Source organism: Streptomyces sp. NPDC054872 (assembly GCF_053610705.1).
In genome coordinates, this window is the sequence record NZ_JBSGYY010000057.1 from 31,959 (window position 1) to 54,043 (window position 22,085).

General features: G+C 72.8%; 18 protein-coding genes. 11 read left to right on the top strand and 7 right to left on the bottom strand.

What is annotated here, in order from left to right; translation table 11 throughout:
- Nucleotides 1–9: 9 nt before the first annotated feature.
- The 4 genes from ACWGIH_RS40780 to ACWGIH_RS40795 form a co-directional block, all read right to left on the bottom strand.
- The gene (locus tag ACWGIH_RS40780) at nt 10–4,707 is read right to left on the bottom strand and encodes a hypothetical protein (protein WP_453451326.1); all 4,698 of its coding nucleotides are present in this window, start codon (nt 4,705–4,707) and stop codon (nt 10–12) included.
- A gap of 64 nt (nt 4,708–4,771) precedes the next feature.
- Complete coding sequence (locus ACWGIH_RS40785; RefSeq protein ID WP_453451327.1) at nt 4,772–5,665, bottom strand: hypothetical protein; 894 nt, start codon at nt 5,663–5,665, stop codon at nt 4,772–4,774.
- A gap of 76 nt (nt 5,666–5,741) precedes the next feature.
- On the bottom strand, nt 5,742–7,268 hold the full coding sequence (locus tag ACWGIH_RS40790) for a hypothetical protein (protein ID WP_453451328.1): 1,527 nt from the start codon (nt 7,266–7,268) through the stop codon (nt 5,742–5,744).
- A gap of 81 nt (nt 7,269–7,349) precedes the next feature.
- A complete protein-coding gene (locus ACWGIH_RS40795; protein ID WP_453451342.1) occupies nt 7,350–8,054 on the bottom strand; it encodes a GntR family transcriptional regulator in 705 nt (234 codons plus the stop codon).
- A 123-nt stretch (nt 8,055–8,177) separates the two neighbouring features.
- Between ACWGIH_RS40795 and ACWGIH_RS40800 the strand changes: the two genes are divergently transcribed.
- From ACWGIH_RS40800 to ACWGIH_RS40820, 5 genes are read left to right on the top strand one after another with little or no spacing between them, the layout of a single operon-like run.
- Nucleotides 8,178–9,479, top strand: a complete 1,302-nt coding sequence (locus tag ACWGIH_RS40800) for an MFS transporter (protein WP_453451329.1) — start codon at nt 8,178–8,180, stop codon at nt 9,477–9,479.
- Entirely contained in the window at nt 9,476–10,267 is a 792-nt protein-coding gene (locus ACWGIH_RS40805; RefSeq protein WP_453451330.1) for a putative hydro-lyase, read from the top strand. The genes ACWGIH_RS40800 and ACWGIH_RS40805 overlap by 4 nt, the downstream gene beginning before the upstream one ends.
- A gap of 34 nt (nt 10,268–10,301) precedes the next feature.
- Nucleotides 10,302–11,078: a LamB/YcsF family protein gene (locus tag ACWGIH_RS40810; RefSeq protein ID WP_453451331.1), complete on the top strand. Its 777-nt coding sequence runs from the start codon at nt 10,302–10,304 to the stop codon at nt 11,076–11,078.
- Nucleotides 11,075–11,725 carry a 5-oxoprolinase subunit B family protein gene (locus ACWGIH_RS40815; RefSeq protein ID WP_453451332.1) on the top strand — a complete coding sequence of 217 codons (651 nt, stop codon included), beginning with the start codon at nt 11,075–11,077 and terminating at the stop codon, nt 11,723–11,725. The genes ACWGIH_RS40810 and ACWGIH_RS40815 overlap by 4 nt, the downstream gene beginning before the upstream one ends.
- A gap of 13 nt (nt 11,726–11,738) precedes the next feature.
- A complete protein-coding gene (locus ACWGIH_RS40820; RefSeq protein WP_453451333.1) occupies nt 11,739–12,608 on the top strand; it encodes a 5-oxoprolinase subunit C family protein in 870 nt (289 codons plus the stop codon).
- A 17-nt stretch (nt 12,609–12,625) separates the two neighbouring features.
- Here the strand turns inward: ACWGIH_RS40820 and ACWGIH_RS40825 are convergent, their stop codons facing one another.
- Complete coding sequence (locus tag ACWGIH_RS40825; protein ID WP_453510459.1) at nt 12,626–14,044, bottom strand: HEAT repeat domain-containing protein; 1,419 nt, start codon at nt 14,042–14,044, stop codon at nt 12,626–12,628.
- Nucleotides 14,045–14,346: 302 nt separating this feature from the next.
- Entirely contained in the window at nt 14,347–14,739 is a 393-nt protein-coding gene (locus tag ACWGIH_RS40830; protein ID WP_453451335.1) for an ankyrin repeat domain-containing protein, read from the bottom strand.
- A gap of 298 nt (nt 14,740–15,037) precedes the next feature.
- Here ACWGIH_RS40830 and ACWGIH_RS40835 point away from each other — a divergent pair, with 298 nt between their 5' ends.
- Both ACWGIH_RS40835 and ACWGIH_RS40840 read left to right on the top strand, forming a co-directional pair.
- Nucleotides 15,038–15,232 carry a hypothetical protein gene (locus tag ACWGIH_RS40835; protein WP_160503705.1) on the top strand — a complete coding sequence of 65 codons (195 nt, stop codon included), beginning with the start codon at nt 15,038–15,040 and terminating at the stop codon, nt 15,230–15,232.
- Nucleotides 15,233–15,280: 48 nt separating this feature from the next.
- Nucleotides 15,281–16,939 (top strand): hypothetical protein, encoded by a 1,659-nt coding sequence (locus ACWGIH_RS40840; RefSeq protein ID WP_453451336.1) that lies wholly within the window; start codon nt 15,281–15,283, stop codon nt 16,937–16,939.
- A gap of 22 nt (nt 16,940–16,961) precedes the next feature.
- On the opposite strand, the gene ACWGIH_RS40845 is transcribed toward ACWGIH_RS40840, so the two are convergent.
- Nucleotides 16,962–18,461 carry an SCO1417 family MocR-like transcription factor gene (locus ACWGIH_RS40845; RefSeq protein WP_453451337.1) on the bottom strand — a complete coding sequence of 500 codons (1,500 nt, stop codon included), beginning with the start codon at nt 18,459–18,461 and terminating at the stop codon, nt 16,962–16,964.
- A gap of 101 nt (nt 18,462–18,562) precedes the next feature.
- Here ACWGIH_RS40845 and yczE point away from each other — a divergent pair, with 101 nt between their 5' ends.
- The 4 genes from yczE to ACWGIH_RS40865 all read left to right on the top strand — a co-directional run bounded on the left by yczE (nt 18,563) and on the right by ACWGIH_RS40865 (nt 22,015).
- Complete coding sequence (gene yczE, locus ACWGIH_RS40850) at nt 18,563–19,219, top strand: membrane protein YczE (RefSeq protein ID WP_453451338.1); 657 nt, start codon at nt 18,563–18,565, stop codon at nt 19,217–19,219.
- Nucleotides 19,216–19,983: a glycerophosphodiester phosphodiesterase gene (locus tag ACWGIH_RS40855; RefSeq protein ID WP_453451339.1), complete on the top strand. Its 768-nt coding sequence runs from the start codon at nt 19,216–19,218 to the stop codon at nt 19,981–19,983. Before yczE ends, ACWGIH_RS40855 begins: the two co-directional genes overlap by 4 nt.
- A gap of 48 nt (nt 19,984–20,031) precedes the next feature.
- Nucleotides 20,032–21,384: an MFS transporter gene (locus ACWGIH_RS40860; RefSeq protein WP_453451340.1), complete on the top strand. Its 1,353-nt coding sequence runs from the start codon at nt 20,032–20,034 to the stop codon at nt 21,382–21,384.
- A 256-nt stretch (nt 21,385–21,640) separates the two neighbouring features.
- Complete coding sequence (locus ACWGIH_RS40865; RefSeq protein WP_030360404.1) at nt 21,641–22,015, top strand: RNA polymerase-binding protein RbpA; 375 nt, start codon at nt 21,641–21,643, stop codon at nt 22,013–22,015.
- Nucleotides 22,016–22,085: the final 70 nt, after the last annotated feature.

Here is a 22,085-nt window from a genome sequence, read left to right on the forward strand (position 1 = left end):
GGGGCCCGGTCAGGGGGTGGGCGCCGGACGCTTGTACATGCGCGTCGCCGTGATCTCCCCGTGCACGGTCTCCTCGGCCGGGTCCTGCTGCGGCAGACCCGGCCGCAGGTGCTCCTCGACGCTGATGTACTTCAGGCCCGCGCGCAGGTCCGCGTCGTTCCGCAAGCGGATGACCAGCGGGAACTCCGCGAGCGCCGTCGTGTCGAACAGGCCGGTGGTGTAGAGCAGCTGCACTCCGAGCGCGTCCGAAACGGCCCGCTGGAGTTCCAGGAGGTACGTGGCGTTGGCGCGGCCGATGGGGTTGTCGAGGAAGAGTGTGCCGGCGTGCCGGTGCTTGTCGCGGCCCCGGTCGTTGCTGCGCAGGGCGGCCATCGTGCAGTACAGGGCGATGGCCGCGGTGAGCAGCTGCCCGCCGGAGAAGACGTCGCCCATCTGGCCGACCGGCACCCGCTCGGCGCGCAGCACGGCGTCCGGCTTGAGGATCTCGACGGCGATGCCGCGCGGCTCAAGGGCGGCCTGAACTCCGCGAAGGAGCAAGGACATGCCGTCCCGTCGCAGGTCGGAGTTCTTCTTGACCGCGGCCCGTGTCGCCTCGTCGATGACCTCACCGAGGCGCTCGGTCAGCGTCGCCTGGTCGGGCTCCTCGAAGCGGACGCGCAGGAACTCCTGGCCGGACCACTCCCCCAAGCCCTCGGGCAGCTGGGAGAGGCGCTGCGCGGAGCGGAGCGTGGCGAGCGAGGACTCCACGAGGCCGCGCAGGCGGTCCACGATGCTGTCGCGGTTGCGCTCCAGCTGCTCCAGCTCGTCGGTGAGCACACGCAGCCTGGGCGCGAAGGCGTCGGCCCACTTCTTGGCGTGCTCCGGCAGCGCGGAGGCGGGCAGTTCGCGGATCTGCTGGCGGGCGGGGGTGCGCACCTGCTCGTAGCGGGTGGAGTTCGCGTGCCGTACGAGGATGTCGCTGGCCTCGCGGACGGCGGCCTCGGCAGTGGAGAGGTCGGCGGCGCAGCCGCGCAAGGAGCGCCGGGCCTCGGACGCGGCCTTGCGGGCCTCTTCGAGGGTGCCGGGGTAGGGATCGGGCTCTTCGGCGGCCGCGGCGCCCTCGGTGTCCTGGTGCTGCTCGCGCAGGAGGTCCCGCAGGAGGGCCGCGGTCTCGTCGAAGCCGCCGGCCGCGTCCTCGGTGGCGCGGTGGGCGTGCAGCAGGGTGGCGTGCGCGTCCTTGGCCTGGCTCAACGCATCGGTGTGAGCGGCCAGTTCGGCGGTGGCGGTGCGCAGGAGGGCCTGCGCCTGCTCGGCGTCGGCGGGGACCAGCTCTTCGGGAAGCTCGGTGTGCGCTTCGGCGTCGTCCTGCGGGGCGAGCCGCTCGGCCTCGCCGCGCAGCCTGCCGAGCTGCTCGCTCGCGGCGGAGGCGCGGGTCTCGATGAGCTGGACCTGGGCCTCGGCGCGCGCGGACGCGGCCTGCCGGGAGGGGCCGTCGGAGCCGTCCGTGCCTTCCAGGAGCAGGGCGGCGCGGGTGCGGACCTTGTTGCTGAGCCGGTCGAGTTCGGCGAGGGCGCCGCTCTCGTCGCTCTCGGCGCGAGCCTGTTCGGCGCGCAGGTCGGCGCCGACGCCGACCTTCTCGTAAAGCTGGGAGGCGGCGCGGTAGGCCTCGCGGAGGGCGGGCAGCGACGACTTGGGGGCTGCGGTGTCCTGGTCCTCGGGCACGTCCTCCGGGGCGCCCGCGATCTCGGCGCGCTCGGCGCGCAGGGCGCGGGCGGTGCGGCGGGCGTCGTCGGCGGCGCGCTGGGCGGCGCGCCGGTCCTCGTCGGCGGCGCGGGCACGGTCCAGGCAGGTCTGGGCGCGGGCCTCCGACTCGACGGCGTCATCGGCCAGTTCGCGCAGCTTCGTCTGCCAGCCCGCACGCTCGCGCAGGCGGAACGCGAGACCGGCGAGTGCGTCGGCGACGCGCCGCGCGCGCTGGGCGGCCTCCTGTCGCTCGTCACGCGCGCGTGCCGCTTCGGCTGCCGCCTCGTCGGCCTCGGCCCGGACCGTGCGGGCCTCGGCGAGTTCGGCCTCGGCCTCTTCGGCGAAGGCGCGGGCGCTGCGTGCGGCGGCGGCGAGCTCTTCGATGCGTCCGGCGGGGCAGCCGCCGCGCCAGGAGGCGAGCCGTGCGGCGAGCTCGCGGTCCTTGGTGAGGCGCGCGGCGAGCGTCCGGATCTCCTCGTCGCGCCGCGTCGCCCGGGTGCGGAGTGCCTGCCGCTCCTCGTCGGCGGCGTGTTCGTCGTGCATGGCGGGGTTCGGCGGCACGAGGAAGACGCTGCCGTCGGCGCCGCCGCCGGCGTCCTCGCCCGGTGTCGGGGCGAGGAGGGCGGCCGCGGTGCCCACGGCCACGGCGGAGCGGGGCAGCAGGGCGGCGCCGGCGAGCGCCTCGCGGGCTCGTGCGTGGGTGGCGGGGTCGGTGATGACGACGCCGTCGACCAGTTCGGGCCTGGCGGCGAGCACGCGCGCGTGGTCGGTGGGGTCGACGGCCTGCGCGAGGTAGCGCCAGCCGGGCAGCGCGGGGATGCCGTGCTCGCCGAGGAACTCGACGGTGGCCAGGACGTCGGGCCCCGGCGGGAGAAGGCCGCCGTCACCGAGTGCGCCCAGGATGCGGGAGTCGTCGGCGGCGGCGGTCCGCAGTTCGAAGAGCTGCCGCTCGGCGGATGCGACCCCGTCCTCCAGGAGGGTGCGGAGGTCGTCGGCGCTGCGGTCGAGCTCGGTGAGGGAGAGCGCGCCGTCGATCAGGGTGCGGGTGCCGGAGGCGGCGGCCTCGTCCTCCCGCTCGCCGCTGCCGCCCGTCTCCGCGGCCCCCCGACGAGGCTGCGGCACCCCGCCCTGGGGGCTCGCCCCGGGAAGGCCGAGCAGCTCGGCGAGGCGCTCGTCCCCGGCGATCGACTCGGCCGCCCGGCGCTCGGCGTCGTACGCGTGCTCGGCCGCGTCCGCGGCGTCCGACGCGCGGGCCGCGGTGAGTTCGGCGCGGGCCTCGGCCGCGGCTGCCTCCTTGGCGTGCTCGGTGGCGCGCAGGGAAGTCTCGCGGGCAGTGTCCCAGGCGGCGGCCGCGCTCTTCTCGGCGTCGCTGGCGGCCAGCGCGGCGCGCGCGGGGTCGGCGTCCGGCGCGGTGTCGTCGAGCCAGCCCGCGCGGACGGCCTCCGCGGTCTCCTGCTCGACTTCCGAGAGGCGCTGACGGAGGTGCCCGGCCTCGCTGCGGGCGCGCTGCGCCTCGGTCGCGGCGACGGTGGCGTCGCGGTGGGCGGCCTCGCCGGTCTCCTGGAGCGCGGCCGAGCGCTCCTCCTCCTCGTTCGCGAGCGACTCGGCGCCCTCGGCGGCGGTGTGCAGCACACGGACGAGATCGGCCGCCGCCTTGGCGCGGGCGGCAAGGGCGGGCGCCGCGTCCCGCTCGGCCTCCAGGATCGCGGAGGCCACGCGCGCGGAGCGGTCGGCGGCCGCACGGTGGCGCAGAACGGCCTCGGCCGCCTGCCAGGCGGAGTGCAGCTGACGCGCGTCGGCCAGCTCGCGGCGTTGGGCGGCAGCGGCCTTCTCCGCGACGGTGAGCGCCAAGGAGGCGTGCCGGAAGGCGAGTTCGGCGGAGATCAGGGCGGACCTGCCGCGTGCCTCCTCCGCCGTGGTGACGGTCTGCGCGGCGGCGGTGACCCGCTCGGCGAGTTCTCCCGCGCGGCTCCGCTCGGCGACAGCGCGGGCGGAGAGGCGGCGGGCGAGCGTGCGGGTGCGCCGCTCGGCTCCCGCGTGCACGTCACGCGCACGCTCGCGGGTGTCGGCGGCGTCGACGATGCGGCCGAGCAGGTCGACGGAGCCCGCGGTGAAGTCCCGCTCGGCGATGAGTTCGGAGCGGCGGCCCAGCTTGTTGCCGAAGCCGTGCACGAGGTCGGCGAGGCCGTCCGTGTCGCGGGTGTCCGTGACGGCGCGCAGCAGCAGGTCGGTGAAGTCGGAGTCCTTCTTGACCGCGAAGAGACCCGCGGCCTCGCCCTCGTCGGCGTTCATCTCGCGCTGGTAGCGGAAGAGTTCGGGGTCGAGGCCCAGGTCGCCGAGGTGTTCGTTCCAGCGGTCGTGGATCTCCTCCCAGTGCACTTCGAGGTGGGGGTACGCCTTGCCCGCCTCGGTCAGCGCGTCACGGAAGCCCTTCATGGTGCGCCGCCGCCCCTGGGCGCCCGAAGCGCCTTCCACGGAGGGGCGTACGGCGGTGGACTCGGCGACCGGCAGCGAGTCCAGGCTCATGCCCGGTCCCGGCCGGAAGGAGTACCACGCCTCGGCGAACTTCCGCGGGTCGTTCGAGACCTGCCGCCCGCGCCACTCGCTGACCTTGCCGACGACGACGCACTCGCCTGTCAGGGTGTGCTGCCATTCCAGGGCGACGTGCCCGCAGTCGTCGGCGAGCAGGAACTTGCGCAGCACTCCGGAGCTGGCGCCGCCCAGGGTGTTCCGGTGGCCGGGCAGCATCACCGAGAAGATCAGCTTGAGCAGGACGGACTTGCCGCCGCCGTTCTCCAGGAAGAGCACGCCCGCGGGTGCGGGGCGGCGCGGGGGGCCGACCGGCTCGTCCTCGAAGAACTCCGCCTGGGCGGGCGCCGGGTCGGGCACTTCCGCGCCGACGCCGCGCAGGTCAAGCACGGTGTCGGCGTAGCGTGCACCGGCTGGGCCGATGGAGTAGAGGCGGACCCTGGACAGCTCGTACATGGCGGCGGACTCTCGTCGTAAGTCGTGGGGGACGGCGGGAAGGTGGGGGGCGGGGCGAGAGACGTCAGGAGTGGAAGGGCAGCCCCGCGTCGGCGGCCAGCTCCAGATCGTCGGTCTCTTCGGGGGGCAGCAGGGTCGCGGACCCGTCCGTGACGGGCACGATGCCGAGTTCCAGGAGTTCGGCCATGGCGGCGCCGCCCGCCATGTCGCGCACCTGCAGCTGATAGCGGGCCGTGGTGCGGTACGTGCCCCCGGAGTCGTCGCCCGTGCGCTGCAGGAACCCGGAGTCGGTGAGGAACGCGACGGCCTTGCCGATGATCCCGGTGGTCGATCCGGCGAGGCGTCGGGCGTCCTTGGTGGCGCCCGTCGAGCTGCGCCGTGCCCAAATCCGCCAGGCCGCCTCCAGACCGGGGGTGTCGGTGGCCGGGTCGGAGTTCTCGCCCTGCTCCTCGGCGCGCTCCTCCAGGCGGTGGCAGGCCTGTCGTACGAAGGCGTCGACGCCGTTGACCGTGACGCGTCCGATGTAGCCGTCGTCGGCGAGGTCCTCGGGGCGCGGGAACGCCAGGGCGGCGACGGCGAGATGGGCCAGTCCGTGCAGGAAGCGGTCGGTGGAGTCGGCGGCCGTCCGGCGTGCGTAGTCGCCCATGCGGACGGCGAACACGGAGTCCTCGGCAGCCGTCACGGCCATTCCCGCGCGCGGGGACACCTCCAGGACGACGAGCCCGAGCCCGGCGGCGACGGCGTCGGCGAGCCGCGCGAAGGGCGGGTCCTCGCGGTACCTGCGCAGCAGTTCGGCGTACTCCTGGTCGCGTGCCGGCTGGAGTTTGGGCTGGAGTCCGAAGGCGACGAGGCGTGCCGCGTCGGCGGCGTCGGCCGGGGTGATGGGGGCGGTCGCCGCGGGCGCCGCCGTCGCGTCCGGCTCGCCCCACGCGGCGTGCTCTGCGGGGTGCTCGGTCACGGCTTGTGCTCCTTGCGGCGGTTGAACGGAAGAGGGTGGCGGGGGTCGGGGGTGCTCACGAGCGTCTCGGGAGTGCTCACGCGCCCTCCGTCCGGCCGGCCGCCATGCCGGCGGCGTCGAGCAGCGCCGTGCCCACGATGAGGTCGGCGCCGCCGAACTCAGGGTCGTCGAGCTGGGCGCCGTCGTCCACGGCGAACAGGAGCTTCTCCTCGCCCTGGCGGTAGGCGGTGCCGACCGGCGGGCTGGCCGCGTGGACGGCGAGGAGGGCGACCAGATAGGGCAGTTCGGTGTCACGTCGGCGCGCGTCGGCGAGCAGTCCGGAGAGGCGCCTCGGCGCGTCCGCCGGCAGGTCGAGCAGCTCCATGGCGTCGGCGAGCTGTTCCTCGCTGAAGCGGCTGTCGTCGGGGGTGGCGATGAGGTCGGGCTCGGGCATCTCCATGCCCAGGTGCTCCCGCTCCTGCGGCGGCGTGAGCAGTATGTCCACCAGGTCACCGACGCGGACGGACACGGGTGTGCGCAGCCCCGTCCCGCGCGCGAAGAACGCGCCCGTCACACGGCTCGCCTGCTCGACCGGAAGGGGCAGGAGGGGAGCGACGAGCTGGCCGTACAGATCGAGGCCGGTGCGTGCGGTGGGGGCCGCGAAGGCCTGGCGGTCCTGCTCGGCGCGGAACAGCGGGCCCGCTTCGAGGAGCCGGGACTGGAGTTGTGTGTGGCGGCGGATGCAGTCCTTGACGATGTCGACGAGCTCGGCGGCGCGGCGCTTGTGCTCGGGGTCCTCTGACTCGTCGCGCGCCTTGCGGATGTTCGTCAGGATCGCGTTCTCGTGCCGATAACGGTCGGCGACGTGGTCGAGCGCCTCCGCGATCATGTCGGGGACGGCCCGGAGCCAGTCGACCGCGCGGACGTTGCGCCGGGTGGCGTCCAGGGCTCTGCGGAGCGTCTCCGAGTACTGCACCGTCCGATAGCGCGCCTGCTCGGCGGCGAGCTGGGCGTCGGCGAGGCGTCCGCGGCTGATGAGCACCTCGAGCTTCACCTCGGCGGCGATCTGGGCGCTGGTGACGTCGGTGTCGAGGGCGCCCACGAGGACGTTGACCGCCTCGTCCGTCGTACGGAGGTAGACACCGCCCCCGTACCCGGGCACCTCTTCGATGAGCTTGAAGTCGTAGTCCCTGCGCACATAGGTGCCGTCGGGCGCGAAGGTGCCGTACACCGCGCGGAAGCCGCGGTCGACACTGCCGACGTTGATCAGGTTCTCCAGGACCCAGCGGGCGACGCGCTCGTGCTCGGCCACGGGGCGGCGGGGCGCCTGGGCCCCGACGCGCGGCAGCAGCCTGGCCACTATCTGCTCGTGATCGGCGCCGGTGTCGAAGTCCATGTTGAGGGTGACGAGGTCGATGGCGGAGAGGGCCACCTCCGCCATCGCGTACACCGAGTACTCGCCCGCGAGGTTGGCCTTGCGCACGTCCAGGTCGTGCAGCGGCGCCGTGCAGGCGAGCGCGCGGAGCCGCCGCGCCAGGCCCTCGTCGGCGGCCGGGCCCAGAGCGGGCCTCGGCCCCGCGCTGAGCTGGGGCGGAGCGGTGTCCGTAACGGCAGGCGAAGTCACGCTGCACAGACTAGATCCTCGGTCTGACAACGGTCGAAACGGCGCAGATCTGGCAGCGCCCTTCGCCGGTCCGTCCGGGGGTCAGCCGCCCGCCCGCTCGCCCTGCGCCACGCGGCTGCCGTAGACCTCGACGAGGCCGCGCAGCGAGTCGTCCAGGTAGACCGCGAGGAGCCGCTCGGCCTCCGTGGCGTCGCCCTCCTGGAGGGTCTGCAGTATCTGCCGGTTGCGCGCGAGGTAGGGCTCATGCAGGCGGCGCGGATCGTCCACCACATGGAAGGCCAGGCGGAGTTCGGCGAAGACGCTGCGCATCACCTCGTCGGTGCGGGCGCTTCCGGCGAGCGCGACCAGCTCCCGGTGGAAGTGGATGTTGGCGGTGGAGACGCCCTTCCACTTGCGCTCACGGGCCGCCTTCGTGCCGTCGGCGACGGCGCTCGCGAGGCCGTCGAGGACGAAGGGCGGATCGCCGAGACCGCGGACGACCGCGCATTCCACCAGACGTCGGGTGCGGTAAATGTCCTCGACGTCCCCAATCGTGAGAACTCGGACAAATACCCCGCGGTTGAGCTGGTGGACCAACAGGCGCTCGTGCGTGAGGAGGCGGAAGGCCTCGCGCAGCGTATTGCGCGAGACGCCGAGCGCGCCGCCGATGCTGTCCTCCGACAGGCGCACTCCCGGCGGGAAGTACCCCTCGGCGATGCGGCTCCGGAGGATGTCCGACACCCGCTCCGCGGTACTGGTGCGCCCCAGGAGCGCACGGTCGTCGGCCAGTCCGCTCGGGTCAGCCATTCCCTCAGCCATGCCCGGATTCAATCGCAGATACAAGAACGAGACAACATGGGTATTGAGGGATCGTTCAACGATCCCCTACCTTGGCGGGCACGGCACAGTCCCCCCTCCTGCGAGGTGCCCATGAGCACACCCCCACCGCCACAGACCCTGTCGACCGACACCCGCCCCACGGACGGCGAACCCGCCGACGGCGGTGGCGCGTTCGGCTGGCTGCGCGCCCTCGGCCCGCGCGGCCGCCGCGCCTTCGCGGGCGCCTTCGGCGGCTACGCCCTCGACTCCTACGACTACTTCACGCTGCCGCTGAGCATGGTCGCGATCGCCGCGTACTTCGGCCTGGACAGCGGACAGACGGGCCTGCTCACCACGGTCACCCTGGTCGTCTCCGCCATCGGCGGCGCGATCGCCGGGGTGGTCGCGGACCGGATCGGCCGCGTCAAGGCGCTGATGATCACGGTCATCACGTACGCCGTCTTCACCGTCGCCTGCGGCTTCGCGCCCAACTACGAGACGCTGCTGGTCTTCCGCGCCCTCCAGGGCCTCGGTTTCGGCGGCGAGTGGGCGGTCGGGGCGATCCTGGTCGCCGAGTACGCCACCGCCAAGAACCGCGGCCGCACGCTCGGCGCGATCCAGAGCTCCTGGGCGATCGGCTGGGCGCTCGCGGTGATCGTCTACACCCTGGTGTTCCAGTTCCTCGACGAGGACATCGCCTGGCGTGTGATGTTCTGGACCGGCGCACTGCCCGCCCTCCTCGTCGTCTACGTACGCCGCAACGTCCACGACGCCCCGGAGGCGGCCGAGGAGCGCAAGAAGAGCGCGCACAAGGGGTCGTTCACCGCGATCTTCAAGCCCGGTCTCCTGCGCATCACCCTCTTCGCGGTCCTGCTCTCCACCGGCGTGCAGGGCGGCTACTACACGCTCGCGACCTGGGTGCCCACGTACCTGAAGACCGAGCGCGGACTCACGGTGGTCGGCACCGGCGGATACCTCGCGTTCCTGATCTCCGGTGCCTTCATCGGTTATCTGGCCGGCGGCTATCTCACCGATGTACTCGGTCGCAAACGCAACATCACGCTCTTCGCGTTCCTCTCCGCGGCCAGCATCCTGGCCTACACGAACATCCCGGACGGGGCCAACGGCCTTCTCCTTGTGCTCGGTTTCCCGCTCGGCTTCTGTATGTCGGCCATTTTCAGCGGCTTCGGTTCTTTCCTCAGCGAGCTCTACCCGGCAGCCGTGCGCGGCACGGGGCAGGGCTTCACGTACAACACCGGACGCGCCGTGGGCGCCGTGTTCCCCACCATGGTCGGTTTCATGGCCGACAGCTGGGGCGTGGGCGGTGCGCTGGTCTTCGGCGCGCTGGGCTACGGCATCGCCGTGCTCGCGCTGTTCGGACTGCCCGAGACGCGCGGGAAGGAGCTGACATGAGCCCCTCGGTCACTGCCTCGCACAGCCCCGCGGAGGCCCGCGCGCTCTTCCGCGCGGGCACGAGCGGCCCGACAGCGGGCTGGGCGGCCGGCCACACCCAGGCCAATCTGATCGCCGTGCCCGCAGACTGGGCGTACGACATGCTCCTGTTCTGCCAGCGCAACCCGAAGCCCTGCCCGGTGCTCGACGTGACGGACGCGGGCTCCTGGACCACGCCCCTCGCACCGGACGCCGATCTGCGGACGGATCTGCCGCGCTACCGGGTGTGGCGGGACGGCGAGTTGGCCGACGAGCCCACGGACGTGGTCGAGCACTGGCGGGACGACCTGGTGTCGTTCCTCATCGGCTGCAGCTTCACCTTCGAGTGGGCGCTGACGGAGTCCGGCGTCCCGATGCGCCATGTCGAGCAGGGCCGCAACGTCTCCATGTACGTGACCGCGCGCCCCTGCCGCCCGGCGGGCCGCCTGCACGGACCCATGGTGGTGTCGATGCGCCACGTTCCGCCCGAGCACCTCTCGGCGGCGATCAGAGAGACCTCGCTGCTGCCCGCGGTGCACGGCGGGCCGGTGCACTGCGGGGACCCCGCGGGGCTCGGCATCGACGACCTGACCCGGCCCGACTTCGGTGATCCGGTGGCCGCCGAGCCCGGTGACATACCGGTGTTCTGGGCGTGCGGGGTTACACCCCAGGCGGCGGTGATGGCCTCGCGGCCGCCGTTCGCGATCACGCACGCGCCGGGCCAGATGTTCGTCACCGACGCCCGCGACGAGCAGTACCGGGTGGCCTGAGCGGCCGCCGAACGGAAACAGGAGATCTACGGAGATGACGCAAGCCTCGATCGACGCCGTGATCGATCTCAACGCCGACCTCGGTGAGGGCTTCGGCCGCTGGCGCCTGACCGACGACGAAGAGCTGCTCTCCGTCGTCACCAGCGCCAATGTGGCCTGCGGCTTCCACGCCGGGGACGCCGTCACCATGCGCCGCGTGTGTGAACAGGCCGCCGCGCGCGGCGTACGCGTCGGCGCCCAGGTCTCCTACCGCGACCTGGCGGGCTTCGGGCGCCGCTCCATGGACGTGCCCTCCGACGAACTGGCGGCCGAAGTGGCCTACCAGATCGGCGCCCTGGAGGTCTTCGCGCGGGCGGCGGGCACGCGCGTGTCGTACGTGAAGCCGCACGGCGCGCTCTACAACCGCGTCGTCCACGACGAGGACCAGGCACGCGCCGTCGTCGACGGGGTCCTGCTCGCGGATGACACGCTGCCCGTCCTCGGGCTGCCGGGATCGCGCTTCCTCGAGGTGGCAGACAAGGCCGGACTGCCGGTCGTCACCGAGGCGTTCGCGGACCGCGCGTACACCCCGGAGGGCACCCTCGTGCCGCGCGGCAGCGAGGGTGCCGTCATCACGGAGGCGGACGTCGTCGTCGAACGCTCCGTGGGCATGGCCCGGTCGGGATCCGTCACCGCTCTGGACGGCCGGCGGATCGGCGTCCGCGCGCGCTCGCTGTGCCTGCACGGCGACACCCCGGGTGCGGTGGCGCTGGCCCGGCAGGTCCGGGCGCGCCTCGAGGGCGCGGGCGTGCGGGTGGAGGCCTTCACGTGAGGGTGCTTCCGGTCGGCGATCTGGCGCTGCTCGTGGAACTCGCCGACGGCGACGAGGCGCAGGCGCTCCACGCCGAGTTGCTGCGCCGCAGGGCCGCGGGCCTGATCCGCGTACGGGAGATCGTGCCCGCTGCCCGCACGGTGCTCCTGGACGGCCTTGACGACCCCGGCCGCGTCGGCGCGGAGCTCGCCGCCCTGGAGATACCGCCGCTGTCGGCGCGCGCCGAGGAAGTACGGGAGATCCCGGTCCGCTACGACGGGCCCGATCTGGCCGATGTGGCAGCGCACTGGGGGGTGCCGGTGACGGAGGTGGCGCGGATCCACGCGGCGGCCGAATTCCGGGTCGCCTTCTGCGGGTTCGCGCCCGGCTTCGGCTATCTCACCGGGCTGCCGGAGCGCTATCACGTGCCTCGCCGGGCCACCCCACGTACGAGCGTCCCGGCCGGCAGCGTCGCCCTCGCGGGGCCGTACACGGGGATGTACCCGCGCTCGTCGCCGGGCGGCTGGCAGTTGATCGGTACGACCGATGCCGTGCTGTGGGACCACGCGCGCGTGCCCGCCGCGCTGCTCACCCCCGGCGTCCGGGTGCGCTTCGTGCCCGTTCCCTGCACGCCGGGCTCGCACGTACCCGGCCCGGAGACACGATGACCTCGGAGACACGATGACCGACCGTGCTTTCGCCGTCGTCCGGGCCGGTGCGCTGACCACCGTGCAGGATCAGGGCCGTCCCGGGCACGCGCACCTCGGAGTGCCGCGCTCCGGGGCTCTCGATCCGGCCGCGGCCCGCCTCGCCAACCGCCTCGTCGGCAACCCGTCCGACGCCGCCGTCCTGGAGACCACGCTCAACGGCTGCTCCGTGCGGCCGCGTTGCGCGGTGACGGTGGCGGTCGTGGGGGCGCCCTGCCCGGTGACGGTCGACGGCCGCCCGGTGGCATGGGGCGCGCCCGTGCGGGTACCGGCCGGTGCGCTGCTCGATGTCTCCGCGGCGGTCTCCGGAGTACGTTGCTATGTCGCGTTCAGTGGCGGGGTGGCCGCCGACCCGGTCCTCGCCAGCCGCTCCACCGACCTGCTCTCGGGACTCGGCCCTCCCCCGCTCGCGGACGGGACCGTCATCCCCCTGGGGGAGGCCGCCGGACCCCACGCGCGCGTGGACACCGTCCCGCACCCCGCGCCGCCCCGCGAGCTGATCCTGCGGGTGACGCCGGGTCCGCGCGCCGACTGGTTCACTCCCGCGGCCCTGCGCACGCTGACCACGCGCGCGTACCGGGTGTCCTCGGCGAGCAACCGCATCGGCCTGCGCACCGAAGGACCTTCTCTGGAGCGGGCGTTCACCGGTGAACTCCCCAGCGAGGGCATGGTCCTGGGTGCCATCCAGGTGCCGCCCGACGGCCGGCCCGTGGTGTTCCTCGCCGACCACCCGACGACCGGGGGCTATCCGGTGATCGCGGTGGTCAGGGAGTCCGATCTGGCCGGCGCGGCGCAGGCGGTACCGGGGACGCCGGTGCGCTTCGTCCCGGCGGCACGACGCTGAGGGCCGGGGCGCGCCGGTCACACCTCGGCGGCGTCGGGATCGATCCTGCTCCGTACCGCGGTCTGCACCTCGTCCTCCTCGGCGGGGTCCGCGGCGAGCCTTCTGAGCTGGGTGACCACGCGGGCGTCGCCGGTCTCGGCGTGCCGGGCGGCGACCTCGCGGGTGGACTCCTCGCAGTCCCACAGGCACTCGACGGCGAATCCGGCGGCGAAGGAGGGGTCAGTGGCGGCGAGCGCGCGGGCCGCGCGGCCGCGCAGGTGGGAGGAGGCGGTCTCGCGGTAGACGTGGCGAAGGACGGGGGCCGCGCAGGCGATGCCGAGCCGTCCCGCGCCGTCGACGAGTGTCCAGAGGGTCGGCGCGTCCGGGCCTTCGCCGCGGACGGCCTCGCGGAGGGCGGCGAGCACGAGCTTGCTGTCCTGGGCGCCGCCTCTGCAGGCGAGCACCCGTCCGGCGGCGGCGCCGAGGGCGTCGGGCCGCTGGGCCCAGCGGCGGGCCCGCTCCACGGCGGCGACGCTGCGCATCCGTTCGAAGGCCTCCGCCGCGGCGTCCACGACGGCCCGTGACGGGCTCTGGACCGCGAACTCGATGAGGTCGAACACGTCGGGGTCATGGGCGTCGGCGAGGTAGCGCAGGGCCGTGCCGCGCGCTCCGTCGGAGCCGTTGCGGGCGGCTTCGAGGATCTCGGCACGATCCTCGGGCCCGGCGACCGCGCTCAGGCAGCGGGCCGCGGGCACATGCAGGACGGCGCCGCGTTCGAGCCCTTCCTGCGCCCAGTCGAAGACGGCCTGGACGCTCCAGCCGGGGCGCGGCCCCGAGGGGCGCATCTGGCGCTGCCAGCGGTCGAAGGAGCCCTGTTCCCGTGCGGCGCGCACGCGGGCGCCGACGGCCTCCCGGGGGTCCTCCTCCCACAGCCGCCAGGGCCGGGGCTCATAGGCGTCGCGCACGACGGCCGCCAGTTCGGCCTCGCCCTCCGTGTCCGAGGGGAATCTGGCCAGCACGGGCACGGCGAGGGCGCGCAGGCCCGCGTCGTCGTCACGCAGCGCCAGTTCGTCCAGGGCCCAGGCCCAGTTGGTGCCGAAGGCCGCGTACCGGCGCAGCAGTTCGAGGGCGTCATGCCTGCCGTACGAGGCGAGGTGCCCCAGGACGGCGAGCGCGAGGCCGGTGCGTGAGTCGTCCGTGTTCAGGACGTCCTCGGGGTCGAAGAGATGCCGCTCGATCTCCTCGATCCCGCCACGGAGATCGAGGTAGAGCCTGGCGTAGTAGAGGGAGCGGTTCTCGACCTGCCAGTCGTGGCGTGGGTCGTGGAGCACGCAGGTCTCCAGGGCGGCGAGCGCCTCGGATCGGGGTGCGGTGAGTGCGTGCAGGGTGCCGTCGCCGCGGCCCCGCTGCAGCAGGCCGAGCAGCGTACCGCTGGGCGCTATGACCGGATCGAACATGGGAAACAGCCTCACATCAAGCGTCGACGCAACCGGGAATCGTGAATTACCTGGCCGTGCGCCAACACGTCGGGCCGCCCGCCGTCTCTTGCTTGCTGTAGACCATCTTCCTCTGCCTCTCGTCGGTGGCCCGCGGGGATTCCGGACGGAAGGTCCGGGGGCGGGCCGCTCACGGTCCGCGCGGTGCGGCAACTCCTGCCCCACCGTCGCGTCCGTGAATCACGTCGTCATGATGACCCAGCGGTTCAGCCCGCCGCGACCACATTTCCAGCGCCCCCGTTGTTGCTGGTCAGGTACCCCGCTCAGGCCGCCCCGAACAGGCCGAGCAGCTCCGTCTTGGCGAACATCCGGGCGGTGTCCACCGCCGACGGTGTGCCCGCTGTCGGATCCGCTCCTCCGTCGAGCAGCGCCCGGATCACCGCGTCCTCGCCCTTGAAGACGGCGCCGGCGAGCGGCGTCTGCCCCCGGTCGTTGGCACGGTTGGCGTCACCGCCCCGCTCCAGGAGCGCCCGGACCGCGTCCGCGTGGCCGTGGTAGGCGGCGAGCATCACGAGCGAGTCGCCGCTGTCGTTGGTGAGGTTCGCCGGAACGCCTGCGTCCACATACGCGGCGAGGGCCGCGGTGTCGCCCTGGCGCGCCAGATCGAAGATCTTGGTCGCCAGCTCCACGACTTCCGGGTCGGGGGCTTCGCTCATGGACCAGACCGCCTTTCGACTGCGGGGTGACTCAGAGGGTGCGTACGGCGCCCAGTGCAGCCGTACGAGTGAATCGACAGGGTACTGCCCGTCCGGGCACATGACGGGGCGCGCCCGCGGCAAAGATCACGAAGGCACCCGGACGACTCCCGAAGGCGCACGCGGGAGGCCCATCAGGCCTCCGCCATTCGAGGGAAATCCGTGAAAATTCCCCCATTTGCACCTTTTATCGTATGGATACATGCTGTGAACCTGGAACAACTCATGGTGACTGTCCCCACCAACCAGGAGAACCGTCATGATCCTTTCCATCTCGGGCGTCGTACTGCTCGGCATCATCGTCTTCCTGTTCTTCCGCAAGGACGGGCTCAAGGCGTCCCACGCCGTGGTCTGCGCGCTCTTCGGCTTCTTCATGGCGGGCACCGCCATCGCCCCGAGCATCAAGGCCGGCAGCGCGAGCCTGGCGAGCCTCCTCGGCGGGATCAAGTTCTGACGCCTCCTGCCCCCTGCAGCACTTCGTTCGCACCATCTGGAGACTGACGTGGCCCGGCGCCCCCTCCCCCGCATCCTGAGCAACGGCACCGCCTCGATCGCCCGCAGCCGGGAGTTCGCGAGGTCGGCCGCCGACAGCGCCACCGATGTCCTCCACCCGCTGATCACGATCACTCGTGGACTGCGCCGGCTGGCAGGGGCCGGGCGGCGCAAGTGGGCCGACACCCCCAAGGACCGGCGCGGCCCGCTGCTGTTCCTCGTGGCCTCCGTGATCCTGGTCGTGACCCTCATGCCGTACGGCCCGCTGCTCGCCGCCATCTGCCTGATGGCGGCCGCCGCGTGGACCGGCCGGGAACGCACGGAGCCGGCCCCCACCGGCCCCGACGAGGCGCAGACCCAGCGGCTGCAGTCCCTCTACGAAGCGCTCGTGCCGTACTTCTCGGTCCCCGAGGACCCGGCGCCTCTCTTCGCGCACGGCGGAGAGTGGGACAAGGCCCTCACGTCGTACGAGTTCGACGACGACGGACGCGTCTCCCATCTGGTGGTGCGCTACCCCGCGTACTTCACGGACGGCGAGGCCGAGTCCCGCACCCGCATCGAGCAGCTGCTGCACGCCAAGGCGGGCCGTGGCCGCGAGTACCACTTCGAGTGGGACGAGGAGGGCAACCAGCTCACGGTGAACGTGCTGCCCCCGCTGCCCACCGACATCGCCGCCCAGCGGTTCGTCACGGCCCCCGGCGAGACCGTGCTCGGCTTCACCGACCCCACCGGGGTCCAGCGCACCCTCCCCGTGGCGGACGGCGACACACAGCGCGACGTACCCCCCGTCGTCTGGCGCACCGGCCCCCGCTCCACCGAGCCGCACCTCCTGGTGATCGGCGAACCCGGCAGCGGCACCACCACCCTGCTCCGCTCCGTCGCCCTGCAGGCCCTGCAGCACGGCGACGTCCTGATCGTCGAAGGCAGCGGCATCGGCGACTACGCCTGCCTGACCGGGCGTGACGGCGTCCTGGCCATCGAGTGCGGGCTCGCCGGCGCCCTGGCGAGCCTGGAGTGGGCGGCGCACGAGACGGAGCGGCGTCTCATCTCCGCCAACCGGGCGCGCCAGGCGGGCCACCCCGCCCCCGAGGACACCAAGCGCCCCCTGTGGATCCTCATGGACCGCCCCAGCGTGCTCGGTCACCTCGCGGCGGCCGACGGCCGCGAGGACCCGCAGTCCCTGCTCCAGGTGCCCCTGCGGCACGGCAGGGCGGCCAACGTCACGGTCGTCGTGGCCGACCAGTTCGACAGCATCGACGCCCTGAGCGACCCGGTGCGCCAGCACACACGCGCGCGCGTGGTCCTCGGCCCCACGACGCTCGACCAGGTCGAGGACATCCTCGGGGTGCCGCCGCGCACGACGCCCACCTCCGACGTCCCGCCCGGCCGGGGGTACGCCCGGCTCGGCACGGGTCAGGTACACCGGCTCCAGGTGCCCGCGACGCCCGATCCGTACGACGACGCGACGAGCGAGGCCCACCGGCAGGCGGTGACAGATCTGCTGCCCGCGCTGAGCACACCCGCCGACGCCGGGACCGACACGGCCGGGACGCGGACGGTCGAGACGGGCACGGCCGAGACAGGTACCGAGGTCGCCGCCGACGCCGATGCCGACACGGCGGCGGCGAGGCCGGGCGTCCAACCGGAGCCCGTGCCCGCCGAAGGCTGACGCCTCCCCGCGGCCCGGGGGCTCAGGCCACGAAGGCCCGCGACGCCTCCACGCCCCCGCCTGCCCCCGTCTCCACCAGACGCGCGGCCGCGGCCAGCCGCACCGCCGCCTCCTCGGCCACCGCGCCTCCCACGGTGAACGGCAGCCGCACATACCCTTCGAAGGCTCCGTCCACCCCGAAGCGTGGCCCTGACGGGACCCTGACCCCGACCCGCTCGCCCACTTCGGCGATGCGGGAGCCGGAGAGGCCGCCGGAGCGCGCCCACAGGGTGAGGCCGCCCGCCGGGACGGCGAACTCCCATTCGGGCAGTTCACGGCGGACGGCGGCCACCAGGGCGTCGCGGTTCTCACGGGCCTGGGCCCTGCGCACCTGCACGGCCGACTCCCAGCCACCGGTGCTCAGGAGCCAGTTCACCGCCAGCTGTTCCAGGACCGGGGTCCCCATGTCGGCGTACGCGCGTGCCGAGATGAGGCTGCGGATCACGTCGGGGGCGGCCCGCACCCAGCCGATGCGCATGCCCGCCCAGAAGGCCTTGCTGGCCGAGCCGACGGTGATGACGGTGGAGCCCGCCGGGTCGAAGCCGCAGACGGGGCGCGGCATGGCCAGGTCGTCGTCGAGCTGCAGCTCGATCATGGTCTCGTCGACCACGAGGACGGTGCCCGCGGAGCGCGCGGCGTCGACGAGCTTGCGCCGCTGGTCCTCGGAGGCGAGGGCGCCCGTGGGGTTGTGGAAGTCCGCGACCACGTAGGCGAGCCGGGGCGCCGCGTCCCGCAGCACCTGGCGCCAGCGGTCCATGTCCCAGCCCTCAAGACCCTCGGACATGGCGACGGGAACGAGCCGGGCGCCCGTCTCGCGCATCAGCTGAAGGATGTTGGCGTACGACGGGGACTCGACGGCGATGCGTTCACCGCGGGGGGCGAACAGATGGCAGATCGCGTCGATGGCACCCATCGCGCCGGTGGTGACCATGATCTGTTCGGGCATGGTCGGGATGCCCCGCGCGGTGTAGCGCTCGGCGAGCATCTGGCGCAGCGCCGGCAGACCGGCCGGGAAGTCGCCGTGCGTGTGCGCGTACGGAGGGAGTTCCTCCAGGGCGCCCTGCACGGCACGGGTGAGCCAGGGCTCCGGCGCGGGCAGCGCGGCGCAGCCCAGGTCGATCATGGAGCCGAGCGCCTCGGGCGGGAGAGGTTCCAGGCCGCGCGCGGGCAGCGGGTTGCCGGCCGGGACCGCGGTCCAACTGCCCGCTCCCCTGCGGGATTCCAGGAAGCCTTCGGTGCGCAGCGCCTCGTACGCGGCCGCGACCGTGGTCCGGCTGACGGCGAGCGACACGGCTAGTTCGCGCTCGGCGGGCAGCCGCGCGGCGACCGGGACACGCCCTTCGAGGACGAGCATGCGGACGCCGTCGGCCAGGGCGCGGTAGGCGGGCGGCCGGCGCGAGCCGGGGCCCGCGGGGCGCGTCTGCTGAGAGGTGAGGAGCCGGGCGAGCTGCGTGGCGCCCACCGCCGAAGTCCACTGAGCCATGATTCCCAGTCCACCTTCCTGGAATTGGCCATGGTTGCCATCCCTTTACGAGCCACAGAGTGTCATGCGTCAGGCCACCACCACCAGTAGGGGGGCACCTCTTGTCCACGACGAAGCCACACCTCGCACGCCGGCTCATCCAGCTGTACGTCGGCCTGGCGCTCTACGGTGCGAGCTCCGGCCTCCTGGTGGTGGCCGGACTCGGCCTCGAACCGTGGAACGTGCTGCATCAGGGCCTCGCCGAGCTGACGGGGATGTCCATCGGTGTCGTCTCGATCTTCATCGGCGCGGCAGTGCTGATCCTGTGGATTCCGCTGCGCCAGCGCCCCGGGCTCGGCACGGTCTCCAACGTCTTCGTCGTCGGGCTCGCCATGGACGGCACCCTCGCGCTGATGCCGGACGCGCACACGCTCGGCGCACGCATTCCGCTGCTCGTGGCGGGGATCGTCCTGAACGGCGTGGCGACCGGGCTCTACATCGCCGCGAATTTCGGGCCCGGCCCCCGGGACGGCCTGATGACGGGCCTGCATCAGCGCACGGGCCGCTCGATCCGCCTGATGCGGACGCTGGTCGAGGTGGCCGTGGTCGCCACCGGTTTCGCCTTCGGGGGCACGGTGGGCATCGGCACGGTGCTCTACGCACTGGCGATCGGTCCGCTGGCCCAGTTCTTCCTGCGCGTCTTCGCCGCCCCCGCGCCATCCCGGGGAGCCGTAGTGGCTGCCGGCGGGCAACCGGAGCAGGCAATACTGCAGCGGTGACCACGCGCGTACGCCATCCCTATCTCGACCATCCCGGCCCGCTCGCCTTCGCCCACCGGGGCGGGGCGGCGGACGGCCTGGAGAACACCATGGCCGCGTTCCGGCGCGCGGTCGACCTGGGGTACCGCTACATCGAGACGGATGTGCACGCCACGTCGGACGGCCGCCTCGTGGCCTTCCACGACGCGACGCTCGACCGGGTGACGGACACGGCCGGGCGGATCGCCGATCTGCCGTGGAGCACCGTGCGCCACGCGCGCGTGGCGGGCAGCGAGCCGGTGCCCCTCTTCGAAGAGCTCCTGGAGTCCTTTCCCGACGTCCGCTGGAACGTGGACGTCAAGGCCGAGCCCGCCCTGTTCCCGCTCCTCGACCTGCTGGGCCGCACCGGTGCCTGGGACCGCGTGTGCGTCGGGTCGTTCTCCGAGGCGCGCGTGGCCCGTGCCCAGCGGCTCGCGGGTCCGCGCCTGGCCACCTCGTTCGGCACCCGGGGCGTGGCGGCCCTGCGGCTGAGCTCGTTCGGGGTCTCGGCCGGCGTGCGCCGCTCCGCGGTGTGCGCGCAGGTGCCCGAGACGCACGGCGGGATCCGGGTGGTGGACCACCGCTTCGTTCGCGCGGCCCACGCGCGCGGGCTGCAGGTGCATGTCTGGACGGTGAACGACGCCGGACGCATGGCCGCTCTTCTCGATCTCGGTGTAGATGGCATCATCTCTGATCACATCGAGACGCTGCGCGACGTGCTGAAGGACCGGGGAGCCTGGGCCTGACCGCCTCCGGGGCGGCAGCGGACCACGGGGACCAGCGAGGGGGCACGGGTGGGCACCGACACCGTGCGGGCAACGCCACCGGCCGACGAGAGCGCCGCCGAACGGCGGCGTGAGCAGCGCGGCTGGTACGTCTACGACTGGGCGTGCTCGGTCTACTCGACGAGCGTCCTGACCGTGTTCCTCGGCCCGTATCTGACGGAGATCGCCAAATCGGCAGCGGACGGCGACGGATACGTCCACCCGCTGGGTATCCCGGTCAGCGCCGGGTCCTTCTTCGCGTACGCGGTGTCGGCGTCGGTGATTCTGTCCGTCCTGGTGATGCCGATGGCGGGCGCGGCCGCCGACCGTACGGGCCGCAAGAAGCCGCTGCTCGCGGTGGCCGCCTACCTGGGGGCCGCGGCGACGGCGGGCATGTTCTTCCTGGACGGCGACCGCTATCTCCTCGGCGGCTTCCTGCTGATCGTCGCCAACGCCTCGCTCGCCGTCTCGATGGTGCTCTACAACTCCTACCTGCCGCAGATCGCGCCTCCCCAGGAGCGGGACGCGGTCTCCTCGCGCGGCTGGGCGTTCGGTTACGCGGCGGGGGCGCTCGTCCTGGTGGCGAATCTGGTCCTGTTCCTGGCCCACGACACCTTCGGCGTCTCGGAGTCGACGGCCGTGCGCATCTGCCTGGCCTCGGCGGGCGTGTGGTGGGGCGCCTTCACGCTCGTACCGCTGCGGCGGCTGCGTGACCGCGACGTGGCGCCCTCCACGGCGTCGGCACGCGGCTGGCGGCAGCTCGCGTCGACCGTGCGCGACATGCGCCGCCACCCGCACACCCTGTCCTTCCTGCTCGCCTATCTCGTCTACAACGACGGCGTGCAGACGGTGATCTCCCAGGCGTCCGTCTACGGTGCCGAAGAACTCGGTCTAGGCCAGTCCACGCTCATCGTGGCGGTACTCCTCGTTCAGGTGCTCGCGGTGGCCGGAGCGCTCGCCATGGGACGCCTCGCGCGGACGTACGGCGCCAAACGGGTCATCCTCGGTTCGCTCGTCGCGTGGACGGCGACGATCGGGGCGGGGTTCTTCCTGCCCGCGGGCGCGCCGGTGTGGTTCTTCGTGCTCGCGGCGGGGATCGGGCTGGTGCTCGGGGGTTCGCAGGCGCTCTCGCGGTCCCTGTTCTCGCACCTGGTGCCCGTGGGCAAGGAGGCCGAGTACTTCTCCGCGTACGAGATGAGCGATCGCGGGATGGCCTGGCTCGGGCCGCTGATCTTCGGCCTGACCTATCAACTCACCGGGAGCTACCGGGACGCGATCGTCTCGCTCGTGGCCTTCTTCGTGATCGGTTTCGTCCTGCTCGCGCGGGTACCCGTACGGCGCGCGATCCGCGACGCGGGAAATCCCGTACCCGACAGGATTTAGCAACTGAAGCCAAAGGGCGGTAGTGTACGCGTTTGGCTTACCAGGCGGACCGTTACTGCGCGCTCAAGATGGAGAAACGCAGGGTGACATCCTCTGTCAGATGTGACATACCGGGCGCTGGTGGGTACAACAAGGGGCGGCATACGACGGCGACGCATGACCCTTAACGGGAATCTTTACCGCCGACCGGACGTTGACCGGATGACGACGACAGCGACACCTGTCCTGTGGGCGACAAGCCCGGGAGGCACGATTCATGAGTGAGCGAGCTCTTCGCGGCACGCGCCTCGTGGTGACAAGCTACGAGACCGACCGCGGCATCGACCTGGCTCCGCGCCAGGCCGTGGAGTACGCATGCCAGAACGGACATCGTTTCGAGATGCCGTTCTCGGTCGAGGCGGAGATCCCGCCGGAGTGGGAGTGCAAGGTCTGCGGGGCCCAGGCACTCCTCGTAGACGGCGACGGACCTGAAGAGAAGAAGGGGAAGCCTGCGCGTACGCACTGGGACATGCTCATGGAGCGCCGTACTCGAGAGGAACTCGAGGAGGTCCTGGAGGAGCGCCTCGCGGTTCTCCGGTCAGGAGCCATGAACATCGCGGTGCATCCGCGGGACAGCCGCAAGTCCGCCTGACGGCGAACTGATCATCACGGCGAACTGAACAACACCGCACACGAAGGCCGGGGCCACTGCTCAGCAGTGG